The 16,142-nt window shown below is 73.7% G+C and carries 8 protein-coding genes and 1 pseudogene; 2 read left to right on the top strand and 7 right to left on the bottom strand.

What is annotated here, in order from left to right; genetic code table 11:
• Positions 1 to 138: 138 nt before the first annotated feature.
• Entirely contained in the window at positions 139 to 1,176 is a 1,038-nt protein-coding gene (locus tag A6P39_RS18200; RefSeq protein WP_067050898.1) for a hypothetical protein, read from the top strand.
• Between the two features lie 99 nt (positions 1,177 to 1,275).
• Here A6P39_RS18200 and A6P39_RS18205 read toward each other — a convergent pair whose 3' ends face one another.
• The 7 genes and pseudogenes from A6P39_RS18205 to A6P39_RS18235 all read right to left on the bottom strand — a co-directional run bounded on the left by A6P39_RS18205 (position 1,276) and on the right by A6P39_RS18235 (position 14,875).
• Positions 1,276 to 3,057 (bottom strand): GMC family oxidoreductase N-terminal domain-containing protein, encoded by a 1,782-nt coding sequence (locus A6P39_RS18205; RefSeq protein WP_067050902.1) that lies wholly within the window; start codon positions 3,055 to 3,057, stop codon positions 1,276 to 1,278.
• 28 nt (positions 3,058 to 3,085) lie between these two features.
• The gene (locus A6P39_RS18210; protein ID WP_067050905.1) at positions 3,086 to 4,699 is read right to left on the bottom strand and encodes a succinic semialdehyde dehydrogenase; all 1,614 of its coding nucleotides are present in this window, start codon (positions 4,697 to 4,699) and stop codon (positions 3,086 to 3,088) included.
• 136 nt (positions 4,700 to 4,835) lie between these two features.
• Positions 4,836 to 5,771, bottom strand: a complete 936-nt coding sequence (locus tag A6P39_RS18215; protein WP_067050907.1) for a serine/threonine-protein kinase — start codon at positions 5,769 to 5,771, stop codon at positions 4,836 to 4,838.
• A gap of 133 nt (positions 5,772 to 5,904) precedes the next feature.
• Entirely contained in the window at positions 5,905 to 7,659 is a 1,755-nt protein-coding gene (locus tag A6P39_RS18220) for a serine/threonine-protein kinase (protein ID WP_067050909.1), read from the bottom strand.
• Positions 7,660 to 7,786: 127 nt separating this feature from the next.
• A complete protein-coding gene (locus A6P39_RS18225; protein ID WP_067050912.1) occupies positions 7,787 to 9,574 on the bottom strand; it encodes a serine/threonine-protein kinase in 1,788 nt (595 codons plus the stop codon).
• Positions 9,575 to 9,712: 138 nt separating this feature from the next.
• Positions 9,713 to 12,540: pseudogene (locus A6P39_RS18230) on the bottom strand (protein kinase).
• Positions 12,541 to 12,703: 163 nt separating this feature from the next.
• A complete protein-coding gene (locus A6P39_RS18235) occupies positions 12,704 to 14,875 on the bottom strand; it encodes a serine/threonine-protein kinase (RefSeq protein WP_275883873.1) in 2,172 nt (723 codons plus the stop codon).
• A 170-nt stretch (positions 14,876 to 15,045) separates the two neighbouring features.
• Here A6P39_RS18235 and A6P39_RS18240 point away from each other — a divergent pair, with 170 nt between their 5' ends.
• A complete protein-coding gene (locus A6P39_RS18240; protein ID WP_067050921.1) occupies positions 15,046 to 16,101 on the top strand; it encodes a serine hydrolase domain-containing protein in 1,056 nt (351 codons plus the stop codon).
• The last annotated feature ends 41 nt before the right edge of the window (positions 16,102 to 16,142 follow it).

Below are 16,142 nucleotides of genomic sequence, written 5' to 3' on the forward strand. Positions count from 1 at the left end.
TGACCAAGGTAAGCACAACCGTTTACCTCGGTCACAGGTCTCCCTTACGCAAGTCAACGGCCACGCCCGCGCCCCACACGCGGAGGCCTCCCGCCACGTGCTGCGGTACCGCAGCATGCTTGTCCCACAGAGGTCTTCATGAAGCTTCGCCGCGCCATGGTCACCGCGGCCGCGACGGCGGTCATAGCCCCGATCGCCCTGCTCTGCGCCCCTGCCGCGTTCGCGGACGAGTCCCCCACCGGGGCCGTGAGCAGCTCGCCCACCGACTCGGCCGCTCCATCGGATTCCGCCTCAGAGTCCGCCGCCGCCTCCGCCTCCCCGAGCGACAGCGCGAGTTCGTCCGCATCGGCCTCGCCCTCGGACTCCGCCTCAGAGTCCGCCACCGCCTCCGCCACCCCGAGCGACAGCGCGAGCACGTCCGCGCCGGCCTCGCCGAGCCAGAGCGCCGAGCCCACCGCCGAGCCCAGCGAATGCCCGCTCGACGGCAACATGGTCGACCCCGGCTCGCAGCTGAGCATCGACGTCTCCGGCCTGCCCGGCAAGATCGTCGCCGGCAGCGGCTGGCACAACTTCACGATGACGGCGGCCAACCACAGCGACAAGTCGCTCGGCACCGTGCAGTGGCTCGCGACCGTCGACAACGACACGGCGAGCGACAACGAGAAGGACTGGCTGAGCACCTACGCCAAGCTCGAGTACTTCAACCCCCAGGCCAAGGCGTGGGAGTCCATGGCCGACGAGGTCGGCAACGGCCTCTACTTCGGCACGACCCCCCTCGGCCCCAAGGAGACGGTCGGCATCAAGCTGCGTGTCGACATCACCGCCAAGGCCCCCGCCGGCGACGGCTTCAGCATGGGCTTCGGCGGTTACGTCGACCAGGAGAAGAACTGCGTGCACAGCGCGTTCGGCTTCTACGACTTCACCGTGCTGAGGCCCGGCAGCAGCAACCCGGACCCGGGCCAGGCCAAGCCCGGCAAGGGCACAAAGCCGGCCGGCGGCAAGGAGCCGCAGGGCGGTGCCGCCGAGATCGCGCCCACCGGCACCCTCGCGCACACCGGTTCCAGCTCCGTGCTGCCGGCGATCGCCTTCGCCGGCGGGGCTGCCGTCGTCGTCGGCGCCGGAGCGATGTTCACCGTCCGTCGCCGCAAGGGCGCCGGTTCGAACGCGGCCGCGTAAGCGCGTCGCGCCACCGGGCGGGGGCGGCCTTCGTCGCCCCCGCCCCGCTGAAGGGGCCTGCGCCAGGAGGGGGGTGCAGGCCCCTTCCGTGTGCGCCGACTACTTCTTCGGCGGCACCGCCGGGATCCCCAGGAACGGCAGGCGCAGGGCGCCGAAGGCGTGCTCCGGGACCGCGGGGGCCTGCGGCTCCACCGGCTTCAGCCGCTCGTACGCCGCCCCCGGCGCCGGACGCGGGTCCTCCTCGCCCTTGTTCGGCCAGAAGGAAATCGCGCGCTCGGCCTGCGCGGTGATGGTCAGCGAGGGGTTCACACCCAGGTTCGCCGAGACCGCGGCGCCGTCCACGACCGAGATACCGGGGTGGCCGTAGAGGCGGTGGTACGGGTCGATCACGCCCGTCTCCGCCGAGTCGCCGATGGGACAGCCGCCGAGGAAGTGCGCGGTCAGCGGGGTGCCCATCAGTTCGCCGACGTTGCTGCCCGCGAAGCCGTTGATCTCGGCGGCGAGGGCGGTGGCGGCCTCCGTGGCGGCCTTGATCTGCTTGGGGTTGGGGGCGCCGTGGCCCTGGCGGGCGGTGAGCAGGCCCTTGCCGACCCCGCCCGGCTTCAGGTACGTGGTCAGGGAGTTGTCCAGCGACTGCATGACCAGGCCGATGATGGTCCGCTCGGACCAGCGCCGGTTGGACAGCGAGCGCAGGACCAGCAGCGGGTGCCTGGCCGCGTTCGCCAGCCAGGCCAGCGCGCGCGACGAGCCCTCCGCGTAGGGCACCTGGAGGATCGACAGGCCGCCCATCGCGTTGGAGCCCTTGCCGTAGCGGACCGGCTCGATGTGCGTGTTCTCGTCCGGGTGGATCGAGGACGTGATGGCCACGCCCCGGGTGAAGTCGGCCTCCGCCGCGCCGTGCTGCGCCCTGCGGTAACGGCGGTTGTCGGTCTGCGCGCCGACCAGTGCCTCGGAGTTGGTCCGGGTCAGCCTGCCCAGGCTCTTCGACAGGTACGGCAGCTGGCCGCCGGCCTGCATCCGGTGCAGCAGGGTCTGGGTGCCGTACGTGCCCGCCGCGAGGACGACCCGACGGGCGGTGAACAGGCGGCCCTCGCCCTTCTTCTTCCGGTCCGTCGGCAGGGTCGCCACCGCGTACCCGCCGCGCGAGTCGTCCGTGACGGACACGACCGTCGTCATGGGGTGGACCACCGCGCCCGCCTGCTGAGCGAGGTGGAGGTAGTTCTCGTTGAGGGTGTTCTTCGCGCCGTGGCGGCAGCCGGTCATGCACTCGCCGCACTCCGTGCAGGCGTTGCGGGACGGGCCGGCTCCGCCGAAGTACGGGTCGGCGACCTCCTGGCCCGGGCCCGTCCTCGCCGTCCCGTCGGCGTCCTTGCCGTCGCCGAAGAACACGCCGACCGGGGCGAGGTGGAAGGTGTCGCCCACGCCCATCCGCTGGGCCGCCGCCTTCAGATGCACGTCGGACGGCGTCATCGTCGGGTTCAGGCGGACGCCGAGCATGCGCTGGGCCTGGTCGTAGTACGGCTTCAGCTCCTCCTGCCAGTCGGTGATGTCCTTCCACTGCGGGTCCTCGAAGAAGGCCTTCGGCGGTATGTAGAGGGTGTTGGCGTAGTTGAGGGAGCCTCCGCCGACGCCCGCCCCCGCGAGCACCATCACATTGCCGAGCAGGTGGATGCGCTGGATGCCGTACAGGCCGAGTTTCGGGGCCCACAGGTAGTTCTTCAGGTCCCAGGAGTTCTTCGGCAGATCCTCGCGGGTGAAACGGCGCCCCGCTTCCAACACCCCTACCCGGTAGCCCTTTTCGGTCAGGCGCAGGGCGGTGACGGAGCCGCCGAAGCCCGAGCCGACGACGATGACGTCGTAATCGTAGGTGTCCTGGGGCACGTGCTCTCCTCGTCGAGAACGGGTGTTTCTAGCGGAAGCGGAATGCCTTCATCAGCCGAAGACTGGTGCTCATGAAGCGGGCGTAGCCCGCGTCGTCCATCCCCAGCGACGGCGCCATCGGGAGCAGCCGCTGCTGGGCGACCGTCTGGACCTCGGTGTACTTGAGGATGCCCTCGGAGCCGTGCCGGCGGCCGAGGCCGGAGTCCTTCATGCCGCCCATCGGGGACTGGACGCTGCCGTAGGCGGAGGCGTAGCCCTCGTTGACGTTGACGGTGCCGGTGCGCAGGCGGGCGGCGACCTCGCGGCCGCGCCGGGCGTTCCCCGTCCAGACCGAGGAGTTGAGGCCGTACGGCGTGGCGTTGGCGCGCTCGACCGCCTCGTCGTCGGAGGAGAAGCGGTAGACCGAGACGACCGGGCCGAAGGTCTCCTCCTCGCAGACGGCCATGGAGTCCTCGACGCCGTCGAGGATGGTGGGCTCGAAGAAGTAGGGACCGATGTCGGGGCGCGCCTTGCCGCCCTCGAGCACCTTCGCGCCCTTCGCGACGGCCTCCTCCACGTGCCGCTCGACGGCCTTCAGCTGGCGCTCGCCGACCAGCGAGCCCATGTCGGCGCCGTAGGCGAGGGAGTTGCCGAGCCGCATGGCCCGGGTGCGGGCGGCGAAACGCTCCAGGAAGGCGTCGGCGACGGACTCGTGCACATACAGCCGCTCGATGGAGATGCAGAGCTGTCCGGCGGAGGAGAAGCACGCGCGCACGGCACCGGCGGCGGCCTTCTCGATGTCGGCGTCGTCCAGCACCAGCATGGCGTTCTTGCCGCCGAGTTCGAGGGAGACGCCGACCAGGCGGGCGGCGGCGCCCTGGGCCACCTCCCGGCCGGTGCGGGTGGAGCCGGTGAAGGAGACGTAGTCGGCGTGCCGGACGACCTCCGGGCCGATGACCGGGCCCTCGCCGAGCACGACCTGGAAGACGCCCTCGGGCAGGCCGGCCTCGATCAGCAGGTCACGTGCCCACAGCGCGGTCAGGCAGGTCTCGGTGTCCGGCTTCATCACGACCGCGTTGCCGGCCACGAAGGCGGGCAGGGCGTCGCCGACGGACAGCTCCAGGGGGTAGTTCCAGGGGGCGATCTGGCCCACGACCCCGCGCGGGTGGCGCAGTTCGACGACCTTCGTGAGGGTGGGGATGGCGCCGGTGTGCCGCTTCGGATTCAGATAGGCGGCGGCCCGGCGGCCGTAGTGACGGGCCGCGACGGCTACGGCCTGCACCTCCTCGTGCGCGTGCAGGCGGGCCTTGCCGGTCTCCAGCTGGACGAGGTCGAGGACCTCGGCCTGCCGCTCCAGCAGCAGGTCGTGGAAGCGCAGCAGGACGGCGGCCCGCTGCCTCACCGGGGTCTTCTCCCACACGGCCTGCGCGGTGCGGGCGGCTTCGAAGGCCTTGAGTACGTCCTCGGGGGTGGACTCGGGCAGATCGGCCAGCTGCTCGCCGGTGAACGGCGTGTGGTTGGCGGTCCGGCCGGAACCGACGACGCCCTTGGTGAGCTGGGCCACCAGTTCCGGGGTGACCACGTCGGCGGCGGTGCGGGCGCCTTCGGGAGCGGGCGCGAGGGGGTTGGTACCGGCGATGTCCGAGGCCTGCGTGTCCGTCATGAGGCGCAGGGTATGCCGGAGCGCAGGCTTTGTGTACCCATCGGTAACGGGGATTCACGACCTGCTCACACACTGCCAGTGATCACTGGCAGCAAATATGCTGATCAGGGTGTTGACGGCCGTCCGAACAGAACGATCATTCGAGTCCGGCTTTTTTCGCGAGCAGCAGCCCGAGCGCGGTGCGGGGGGTGCGGCGACGCGGGACGGGGACGGGGGTGGCGGGGGCGTTTTCGCAGACGGTGGCGTTTTCGGAGATGGTGGCGTTTTCGGGGACAGGAGCGTTTTCGGGGACGGGGGCGGGAACCCGGTCCGGTTCGGGCGTGAGGCCCAGGTATTCCTCGAGTGCCGCCGTGACCTCGGCCGCGTCCGGGCGGGCCGCCGGCTCGTCGGCGTGCAGCCGCTCCAGCAGCGGGCCGAGCGCGCCCAGCCGTACCGGGTCCGTCGTCCCGGCCGCAAAGCGCAGCAGCGCGCCCAGGGACCACAGGTCGGAGGCCGGGCCGGCGCCCGGACCCGCGGCGCGTTCAGGGGCGACGAACCCGGCGGGCGCGTCCTGCGGGTGGCCGCCACCGGTTCCGAAGTCGGTGACGACCACCCGTCCGGTACCGGACTCCAGCAGTACGTTGGCCGGCTTCACGTCCCGGTGCACGATGCCGACGGCGTGTGCGGCACGCAGGGCGCCGAGGACCGCGAGGCCGATCCGGGCGGCCTCGGCAGGCGGCAGGGGACCCCGCCGCAGCACCTCACGCAGCGACTCGCCCTCCACCAACTCCGTGACGATCCAAGGGATTTGATCCTCGGTGACGACGTCCAGCACCACGACGGCGGAGGGGTGGCGCACCCGTGCGGCGGCGCGGGCCTCGGTGATGAGCCGGTGCGCGATACGGCGGCTCTCCTCGTCCTCGGCCGGATCGCCGGGCAGCAGCGGCTCCTTGACGGCGACCGGGCCGCCCCGCCCCTGCTCGTCCCGGGCCCGCCAGACGGTCGCGGTGGGCCCGGCTCCGAGGCGCTCCGCCAGCCGGTAGCGGCCACCGATCAGACGTACGCCGCGCGGGTGTTCGCCGTCTCCAGTCATGTCACATGAGTACCGTGCGCACCATGCGGTTGTCGAAGCGGGGCGGTCGGGCGGCCCAGCGGTGCGCTCTGGAGCCGTGCCGCGCCGCGCGCACCTCCACCGCACCGGCACGCGGCCGTGACCGAGCGGCCGGTCAGGTCCCCGGCGCGAAGGTGTCGACCGCCACGTCGAAGTACTCCCGCGCCTCCCGCACCTTCCCGACCGGCGCCGACACCCACACGTCGTACAGCCGCCCGGACTCCTCCCAGCACAGGTCGTAGGTGTGCCGGGGTCCCTCCGCCGCGCTGAAGCCGTCCCAGGTGAACTCCCAGAGCGCGGCGGGGTGTCCGGCGCGCGCGGTGCGGGTGATCCGGCCGTCGTGGTAACCGGGGTTCGTGTCCGGGCCGTCGGCCGCCGACCGCTCCATCACGCCCTGCGGGCCGCCCGGTTGGGGCTCGGAGACCTTGACGCCGAGGCGGAAGGTCTGCCCCGGCGAGAGGTAGAAGACGCGCTCGCCCTGCGCACTGCGGGTGAAGTCCTGCGGTACGGCGAGGGAGAAGCCGGCCGGGTCCCGGGCCGTGCGGTAGCCGGACGGCGCCGTGTGCGCGCCGGCGGACGGGCCGGTGGCCGACGGACCCGCTGAGGTGGCCGGCGCCGACGAGGCCGGCCTCCTGCCGGAGCCCGAGCCGCTGCCGGTACCGCTGCCGCTGCCGGTCCCGGTCGCCGGGGAGGTCGCCGTACCGCCCGGGCTGCCGCCGCCCCCGTCCCCGCCCCGGTGCAGCAGCAGCGCCGCCGACACCCCCGCCCCGGCCAGCGCCGCGACGAGCAGCGCCACGACCAGCACCCCGCGTGTGGTGGTGCGGGCCGGGGCGTCGGCCGGCGGCGCGGACCCGGCGGACGGCTGCGGGCTGCCGTACGGAACGTCCGCCTGGGTCGGCGAGTAGGGAACGGCGGCCCCGGTGGTACGGCTTCCCGTCCGGCTTCCCGCGCTCCCCGGCCTGGGCGTACGGCCGCCGCCGATCCGGTGGGTGCGCCCGCCACCGGCCGCGCCGGGCGTCCCCGGTGTCTCGGGGGTGCGGCCCGTCTCCAGGTACGTCCGCAGCATCCGCTCGGCGTCGGCCGCGCCGAGCCGCCGGTCGGGATCGCGCTCCAGCAGCCCCCGTACGACGGGTAGCAGCGGCTCGGCCTCGGCGGGTGGCCGGATCTCGGCGGCGACGACGGCGTGCAGGATGCCGCCGATCGAGTCGCGCCGGAACGGCGACTCGCCGCTGAGCGCCGTGCACAGCAGCGCGCCCAGCGACCACAGGTCGGACTCCGGCCCGGTGCGCACCCCGGACATCCGCTCCGGCGCGGTGTACTCGGGCGAGCCGACGAACGAGCCGGTCTCGGTGAGCGTGGTGGCGCCCGCGACCTGCGCGATACCGAAGTCGGTGAGCACGACCCGGCCGGTGCCGGACTCGACCAGGACGTTCGCCGGCTTGATGTCCCGGTGCAGCACCCCCGCCTCGTGCGCGGTGCGCACCGCGCCGAGCAGGGCGGCCCCGATGCGCGCGGCCTCAGCGGCGTCGACCGGGCCGTCCCGGGCGATCCGGTCGGCGAGCGATGTGCCCTCGATCAACTCCATGACCAGATACGGTCGTTCGTCCTGCTCCACGACGTCGTGCACGACGACGATGTGCGGGTGCCGCAGCTGGGCGACCGCCCGCGCCTCGCGCAGGGTGCGGTCCCGGCGGCGCCGGGTGTCGTCGTCCGACAGCGAGTCGTCCGCGAGGAGTTCTTTGACCGCGACCCGGCGCGCCAGCAGCTGGTCGCTCGCCCGCCACACGACGCCCATGCCGCCACGCCCGATGCGTGCCTCCAGGCGGTAACGGCCCGCGATGACCCGGAAGTCGGCGCCCTCGGTCCCCATGCGCCCCATCATGCCGCACCGGACCCATGCGCTCCGGGGCACCGATCGGCCAAGCCGGGCCGCTCAACCAGCGTATTTCGGCCGTATCAGCCCTCGGCGCCCCCCCACACGTCTTCGCCGGACGCCGTCAGCCGTCGTTCGGCTGCTGCCAGCTCTGCAGCACCCACTTGAACTGCTTGCCGGTCCTGGCCCAGTCCTGGGCCGGTGACGACATGTAGATGGCGTACTCGATGCCCGCGCGCGAGTAGTACGTCTCCTCGACGGCGTGGCGCGGACCGGCGACGTGCGGCGGGTCCTTCTTCAGCGCGTTCCAGGTGTACTCCCACAGCGAGCCCTTGCGGTCGCGGTAGATGTTCGCCTTCAGGGCCACCTGCTTGTAGTCGACCAGCCGTTGGAGCTGCTGTTCCAGGTCCTTCTGGTGCTCGTAGGGGTCGGCGAAGTCCGGCGAGCTGTCGATGGCGATGCGGACGAAGTGCTTGCCGCCGTCCGGGGTGTAGTCGATCTGCTTGAGGGGACCCTGGATCTCGTACACCTGCCGCTTCCAGCCCTTGGGCAGGGAGAGGCTGAAGCCGAGCGGGTCGCGGTAGGTCTGCCAGCTGTCCGGGACCGTACCCTCGGGACCCGGCGTGCCGGTGTCGCTCCCGGAGGGCGCCGTGGCCGGGCCCGCGCCGCCGGCGGAGCCGGTGTCGCTCCGCGAGCCGCCGCCCCACTCCTGGAAGGCGACCGCCGCACCGCCGCCGAGCACGGCCGCGACGGCGACGACGAGCGCGAGTGTCCGCAGCCGGCGTCGCGGCCGGGTCCGGCCCGCGGCAGCCCGGCCCGCCGGACCCGCGACCGGTCCCGGCGGCGTGGGTGCCACGGCCGTCGGCCCGGTCGCCGAACGGCCGACGCCCGCCACCGCGCCGGCGCCGTATCCGGGGGTGGTGGCCCCCGTGCCGTAGCCGCTCGCCCGCGTGCCGGAGTGGCCGTCCGCCGGCACACCGTCGCCGGAGCCGTAACCGGCCGCGGAGGTGCCGTACGCGGGGTGGCCCGCCGTCGTGCCCGGGCCGGTGTGCACGCCCGAACTCTGGGTCGGGACGTAGACCTGCGCCGCGGAGGGCCGGCGGCCCTCCGCCGCCTCGGCGAGCATCTGCTCCGCCTCCTCGGCGCTCGGCCGCCGGTCCGGTTCCTTGCGCAGCAGGGCGGACATGACCGGGCCGAGCGCACCGGCGTGGCGCGGCTCGTCGGCCTCCTCCTCGACCACCGCCTGCATGGTGCTCAGCGGTGAGGTGCGGCGGAACGGCGAGCGGCCCTCGACCGCCGTGTACAGCGTGGCGCCGAGCGCCCACAGGTCCGAGGACGGGCCCGGGTCGTGGCCGCGCACCCGTTCGGGCGCGAGGTAGTCGACCGAGCCGACGACCTCTCCGGTGCGGGTGATGGTGGAGTCGCCCTCTATCTGGGCGATGCCGAAGTCGGTGAGCAGGACACGGCCGTCCTTGCCCAGCAGCACATTGCCGGGCTTGACGTCCCGGTGCAGCACACCGGCGGAGTGCGCGGCGCGCAGCGCCCGCAGCACCCACAGGCCGATCCGCGCGGCCTCCCGCGGCTCGACGCGCCCGCGCTCCTTGACCGCGTCGGCGAGGGAGTGGCCCTCGACCAGCTCCATGACGATCCAGGGGCGGCCGTCGTGCTCGAGGACGTCGTGCACGGTGACGACGGCGGAGTGGTTGATGCGCGCGGCGGCGCGGGCCTCGGCCCGGGTACGGGCGAGCAGGACCGCCCGGTCGCTGTCGGAGACGTAGAGGGCTGCGGTCAACTCCTTGACGGCCACCGTCCGGTGCAGCACCTCGTCGTGGGCACGCCATACCCGGCCCATGCCACCGCTGCCGATCGAGTCGGCGAGCCGGTAGCGGCCCGCTATCAGCAGGCCCTGCATCTGATTCACGTTGCCCCGCAATGCTATTGACAGGGTCAGACTAAGGACCGGCCTGCCCGCAGGGAACCAGCGGGGTGCCAAGGTGACAGCACTGTGACGGTTGTCGCCCGCCGCTTCGCCCGCCGGTATACGGGGCGCTCAACCGGTGTAGCGGTACGTCGCCGTAGCCTGCTCGTACAGCTGCGTCACCCTGTCGCGCTGGGCCTCGGGGCCGCGGACCTGGATGATGTGGTAACGGCCGTTCAGCAGGATCGCCATGTTGCGCACGAACAGGTCGCGGCCCTGCCCGTCGGTCCAGGTGAACTGCCCCTCGGCCATGGTCCGTCCGCCCACCTCGATGGTCCTCAGCCCGGTCGCCGTGGCCCAGCTGGAGTCCCGGTACGGCTGGAGTTCGCTCTCCTTGTCCCGCTGGTAGACCATCGGATCACTGCCGTACGCGGCGGCGCTGTCCCTCCCAGGCACCACGATCAGCTCGAAGTCCCCCTGGCCGTAGGCGATCTCGCCGCTGCCGTTCTTCGGGGTGCGGTCCCAGCCCTTGGCCACTGCGATCTTGAAGTTCTCGGGGTCCGTGCGCAGGGTGAAGCCGTCGGCCACGGACGGGTCGCCGCCCGTCTGTGCTTCGGTGGCGGACCCGGACGCGGAGGGGCCGCCGTCCGCGGACTGCCCGGAGGAAGGCTGCTGGGTGCGGGAGGGCTCGGGACTCGCCTGCCCCGCACTGCCGGTACGGTCGCTGCCCGCCGCTCCGTCGTGCCCCTGTTTCGGCATGAACAGCATCGCGTACACGACCGCGCCGGCCAGCAGGAGCAGGACCAGCAGGAGCAGGGTGCGGCCGAGGCTGCGCGGCGAACGGGCTTCCTGCCGGGCCCGCTTGTGCCGGCCGTGCGGATGGACCTCGGGCAACGCGGCACGCCGGCGCCGCAGCCGCACCAGCTCGCCGCGGCGCCGGACGATCGGCAGCCGGCGCGGGTCGGCGGGCGGGACGGGCACGACATGCGTACCGGCGTCGGGCTCGGGCGCGGAGCGCACCAGCGAACGCAGCCAGCCGCTCAGCTCCTCGAAGTCCAGGCGCTCGGTGGGGTCCTGGCGCAGCAGCGACTCGACGACCGGCCGCAGCGGGCCGCACTCCTCGGCGAAGGCGGGCGGCTCGGCGCACACCAGCTGCACCAGCTCGGCCGTGGACTCCTCGGGGTAGGGCGCGTGCCCCTGGACGGCCCGGAACAGCAGCGCGCCGAGCGCCCACAGGTCGGTCGCCGGCCCGATCGGCGCCGCCAGCTGCCAGTTCTCGTGCACGGGCCCGGCCTGCTCCGGCGCCCACCGCTCGGTCACCGGCCCGACGACGGTCATCCGCACCTGCCGCGCCCGCTCGGCCGCCAGCGCGGTCGCGGGCCCACGCCGGGGACCGGCGAGCGCACCGGCGTCGTCCCAGCGGGAGCCGGCGGAAGCCTGCGGGAACTCCCCCTGGGGCAGGGGGTCCGCGCCGGGGCCGACGCCGGGCGCGTGGCCGGAGCCTCCATGGCCGGGGTCGGTGCCGTGGGAAGGGAACGCGGAGCCCGGGCCGCCGGCATCGGGGGCGGTCCCGTAAGCGGGGCCGGGGTCCGGGGCGGGGGCCTGGTCCGGGACCGTCGGGTGTGCGGGGTGTGCATCGCCCGGGGACAGGCCGGTGCGCTGGGGGCCGCCTGGCAGGACCGGAGTGGTTCCGCCGGCCGCCCTGGCCCGCGGTGCGGCACCGTGCCAGGGCGGGCCCTGCACGCCGTAGGGGTCGGCCGTCCGCCCGGGCGGTGTCGTGAGGCCCGGCCCGCCGGGGTACGACGGCCGCTCCGCGCCTTCGGCCCGGCCCGCACCGGTGTCGCCCTCGACGGGCGGCCGGGCCCCGGGCAGCGCGGGGCGCCCGCTCTGCCCGGACTCCTGCACCCGGGCCGCGGCACGCGCCCCGCGCGGTACGCGGCGATGGCCCCGGCGCGGGCGGCACGGACGTCCGCCCCGGTCTCCAGGGCCCGCTGGCCGGCCGGTCCGGGCACCCTGGCCCCGCCGGACGCCCCGTTCGCGCCCGGCACCTGCAGCCCGCCGGCCGCCCGCGCCTGGATCGCGGCCCGCCGCGCGGCCTCGGGATCGACGTCGGCGGAGGGAACACCACCGGCTCCGGCGGGGTCGCCCCCGGCCGCATCACCCGCATCACCCGCATCACCCGCACCGCCCGGCAGGCCGCCGGGCGGTGGGGCAACCGCTCGCTGTCGGGCGAACGGCGCGCCGCCCCGGCCGCCACCGGGCCCGGTGCCCCGCTCGGTTCGTCCCGCCCCTGCCGCCGCGCCCTGCGGAACCCCTTCGTCCGGCCCGTCCTGGCCGTCCTGGCCCGGCACCGGGTCGTACCCGCACAACGCCTCCTCGGCGGCGCCGACGGCGAGGCCGGTCAGCATCACACGGCCGTCCTCGCAGACGAGCACCGTACGGGCGGTGATGTTGCGGTGCACCCAGCCGTGGGCGTGCAGCACCCGGAGTGCCATGAGCACGTCGGAGGCGACCTCGGCCGCCCGGTACGGCGACAGCGGCTGCTCGGCGAGGAACGCGGACAGCGGGCGCGCGGCCACCCACTCGCTGACGATCCACAGGGACCCGCCCTCGGCGAACACGTCGAAGACCTGGTCCAGGCGGGGATGGTCGGGAATGCGGGCGGCCGCCTGCGCGGCCTCGACGGCGCGCCGCACGGCCGGGTCGGCGGGCCTGCGGGTGGCCGTCCGGGCGTCCGTCGCCCGCCGGGCCCCGCGTTCACGCGCGGTGAACCCCTCGGGCAGCCCCTCCGCGTCGAGCACCTCGGCCTCGACGACCTCCGGCAACGGCACCTGCCGGACGAGCACTTCCTGGCCGCTGTAGGTGTCGAAGGCGCGGGTCTCGGTGAGTTCGTACTCGTCGGACGGTGGCAACGGCAGGCGGTAGCGGTCGGCGAGCACCCGACCCGCGTAGTCGTCCACTTTGCCTCCCCCGGCCGCCCGGTTGGTCACATCCGTTCGCCTCGCGACCCGTTTCGCACACTCATGCGGCTGCGTACGGTCCGCAACGATTCACGATACGTGCCGGAGGCAACCCGCATTGAGTGGATGCCGGAATGTGACGCCCTAAACCATCGCGTGGAGATTACGACTTGGGGTCGAAGGAGGCCGTCAGCGTGTTCCAGGTGTCCTTGCGCAGCGCGCTGTCCCAGTCCGCGTCCTTCGCGGTGTACATCAGTCCGTAGCCGAGGTGGCCGTTGACGACGAAACCCCGGTCGATGGTGTGGTACTTGGTGCCGCCGTCGACGTAAGTGAACTCCCAGTCGGCCGTGTTCCAGCCCCGGTAGTCCACCTTCTCGATGTGGATCTTCTGGTACTGGGAGCGCACCATGAAGTGCTCCTGGTTCTTCCAGTCCGCCACCGGGTCGTCCTTGGGTGTGGTCGTCCACGCGACGAGCAGCTTCTGCCCGTCGGGGCCGGTGTAGCGGTCACCGTCGCCGTCGCTCGACGTGTACGACCAGCCCTTGGGCAGCCCGATCGAGTACCCCTGGCCGCCCTTCCGGGTCGACACCGCCGGCGCGCTCCCGCCGCCCTTGGCCCCGGACGAGCCCGGGGCGGCGGCGGACGCACTGGCACTGCCGTCGGCCTTGCTGTCCGACGCCGAACGCTGACCGCCGGACGACGGGCTCGCGCCGCCCGCGCGCGACCCGCTGCCGGCGCTCCGGTCCTGCTTGGTGGACGCACCGGCGCTCACCGCGCTCCTGGCCCCGCTGCCGTTGTCGTGCTTGCTGCCGTTGTCGCTGAGGGCGAAGGCCAGGATGGTGCCGATCACCGCGAGGACGACCACCACGGCGATGATCACCAGCGTGCGCCTGGGCACCACGTCGGTCAGCGGTGCCCTCGGCACCGGTCGCGGCGGGAGGTCCAGGTCCGGCGGCGGCATCACGGGCCAGCCCGAACTCGCCTTGCCCGAGCCGGGGTTCGCCCCGCCGGCCGCGCCCGAGGCCGGGCCCGTCGGTCTCGTGCCGGTCGCCCCACCCGGCCCGCCGGAGGAACCCGGCCGCGCCCCACCGGGAGCCGCGGGACGCCCACCGGAGGACTCCGGCCGTCCACCACCGGGAGCGGAGGAGGGTGTGCCACCCAAGGAGGCAGACCGTGCGCCGCCGGGCACACCCGGGCGCGCCGGGCCTGCGGCCGCGCCGCCCGCGCCCGCCGGACCGCCCGCGCCCGCCGCGCCGCTCGTGCCCGCGGCACCGCCGCAGGGCGCGGCCGCGTCGCCGCCGTTCTTCGCCCGCGTCGCCGCCGCGGCGGAGGCGGCACCCGCCGCCTTGCGGACCGAACGCAGCGCGCCGCGCAGCTTCTCCGCGGCCTCCTCGCCCCGCTTGCCCTCGGACGGTGCCGGCTGCGGCGGCAGCGGAACGACCCGCGTGGCGTCCATCGGCTCCGGCTCGGGCTCGTGGATCACCCGGTTGAACATGGCCCGGGCCCCGGCGTCGTCGAGCCGCTTGGCCGGATCCTTGGTCAGCAGACCGTAGATGACGTCCCGGAGCGGGCCCGCGTGCTTGGGCTCCTCCAGGGGCTCGGTCATCACCGCGGTGAGCGTGGCGATCGCCGAACCCTTGTCGTAGGGCGGGACGCCTTCCACCGCCGCGTACAGCAGGCCGCCGAGCGACCACAGGTCGGCCGCCGGCCCCGGCTTGTGGCCACGGGCGCGCTCCGGGGAGATGTAGGACGGGGCGCCGACGAGCATGCCGGTGGAGGTGATGGACGGGTCACCCTCGACTTGTGCGATACCGAAGTCGGTGAGCACGACCCGGCCGTCCTCGGCGATGAGCACGTTGGACGGCTTCACGTCCCGGTGCAGGATGCCCTCACGGTGCGCGGAGCGCAGCACGTCGAGAACGGCGAGCCCGACCTCGGCGGCACGCTTCGGCTCCAGCAGGCCGTCCTCGCGGATGACCTCGGCGAGGGACTTGCCCTCCACCAACTCCATGACGATCCACGGCCGGTCGTCCTCGTCGACCACGTCGAAGACCGTCACCGCGCTGTTGTTGCGGATCCGGGCGATCGCCTTGGCCTCGCGCAGCGTGCGCGTGATCAGGCGCCGCTTCTCCTCCTCGTCGATGTTCGACGGGAACCGCAGCTCCTTGACGGCGACCGTCCGGCCCAGGGTCTCGTCCTCGGCACGCCAGACCGTGCCCATGCCGCCCCGGCCCAGCACGTCTCCCAGCCGGTACCGCCCGGCGAGGAGACGACGCTCGTTCTTGCCCTGACGAGTCTCCTGACGAGATGTTCCCGCCCGCTCCGCCTCCGACATGCGTCCCCTCATACAACCCGCCCTGACAGAGCCTCCATTGTCTCTCACCCGACAAGTGGCCAACGCCCAGGGTGCCCGTGTCGCCGGCCCGCGCGCCGCGCACCCGGAACCCCCCTGAAGCGAGTGCTCCGCTTACCGGGATGATGGGCCGCAAGAGAGGAGGAACCGGGATGCCGACGCTTCGGACACTCCTGTCCATACCGGTGTCCCTGGCGCTGCTGCTCGCTGCGGCCACGCTCCGGACCGGTTCCCCGGTGGCCTCCCCGGCCGCCGGTGCGGACGCCGTCCTGCCGCGGCTCGTCACCTCCGGCGGGGCTCCCGCCGCGGCCCTGCTGGACCTCAGCCGAGGCCGCTTCCACTTCGCGGCCGCAGGACAGGGCATCGGCCGCGCCGACCACTTCCGCGCCGGCAGCCTCACCAAGACCTTCATCGCGACGACCGTGCTCCAACTGGCCGCGGAGCACCGGCTCTCGCTGTCCGACCCGGTGGAACGGCACCTGCCGGGGCTGCTGCGCGGCCCCGGCGCCGACGGCCGGCACATCACCCTGCGCGCCCTGCTCACCCACACCAGCGGGCTGGCCGACTTCACCGAAGCCACCCATGGCACCGTGCCCCTGACGCCGCTTCAGGCCGTCCGCATCGCTCTCGCCCTCCCTCCGGCCCGCCCGGGCCGCTATTCCTACTCCAACACCGACTACGTCCTGCTCGGCATGACCATCCGCCAGGTCACCGGCCACTCCTACGCCACCGAGGCCGAGCGCCGCATCCTCGCTCCGCTGCGTCTGACGGGCACCTCCTTTCCGGGATCCCGTACGACCCTGCCCGCTCCGCACGGCCGTGCCTTCGCCGCCGACGGCTCCGACGTCACCGGGCTCGACCCGCGCGTGGCCGGCGCGGCGGGTGAGCTGGTGAGCACGCTCGCCGACCTCGACCGCTTCTACGCGGCGCTGCTCGGCGGCCGGCTACTGCCCTCGCGCCGGCTGCGCGAGATGCTCGACACCCGTACCGCACACGGCTCGTACGGCATGGGGGTCTTTCCGGTGAGGCTTCCGTGCGGCATCACGGTGTGGGGGCACAACGGCCGGATATCCGGAAGCTACGTGCGCAGCGCAGCCACCGCCGACGGCCGCCGTGTCCTCACCTTCCGCGTGAACACGGACGCGATCGCAGACCCCCGCCTCGAACCGGCCTTGCTCGCCGCCGGGTTCTGCCCTCGCACCTGGTAGAACGGCCGGGGTCCGGGCGGAGATCCCGATACCACTCACCC

Source organism: Streptomyces sp. FXJ1.172 (assembly GCF_001636945.3).
Taxonomy (GTDB): domain Bacteria; phylum Actinomycetota; class Actinomycetes; order Streptomycetales; family Streptomycetaceae; genus Streptomyces.

What these genes read in the sequence shown, in the direction of transcription:
- A6P39_RS18200 (WP_067050898.1), top strand. Translation starts at nt 139, where the DNA reads ATGAAGCTTCGCCGCGCCATGGTCACCGCGGCCGCGACGGCGGTCATA.
- A6P39_RS18210 (WP_067050905.1), bottom strand. Translation starts at nt 4,699, where the DNA reads ATGACGGACACGCAGGCCTCGGACATCGCCGGTACCAACCCCCTCGCG.
- A6P39_RS18215 (WP_067050907.1), bottom strand. Translation starts at nt 5,771, where the DNA reads ATGACTGGAGACGGCGAACACCCGCGCGGCGTACGTCTGATCGGTGGC.
- A6P39_RS18220 (WP_067050909.1), bottom strand. Translation starts at nt 7,659, where the DNA reads ATGGGGACCGAGGGCGCCGACTTCCGGGTCATCGCGGGCCGTTACCGC.
- A6P39_RS18225 (WP_067050912.1), bottom strand. Translation starts at nt 9,574, where the DNA reads ATGCAGGGCCTGCTGATAGCGGGCCGCTACCGGCTCGCCGACTCGATC.
- A6P39_RS18235 (WP_275883873.1), bottom strand. Translation starts at nt 14,875, where the DNA reads ATGTCGGAGGCGGAGCGGGCGGGAACATCTCGTCAGGAGACTCGTCAG.
- A6P39_RS18240 (WP_067050921.1), top strand. Translation starts at nt 15,046, where the DNA reads ATGCCGACGCTTCGGACACTCCTGTCCATACCGGTGTCCCTGGCGCTG.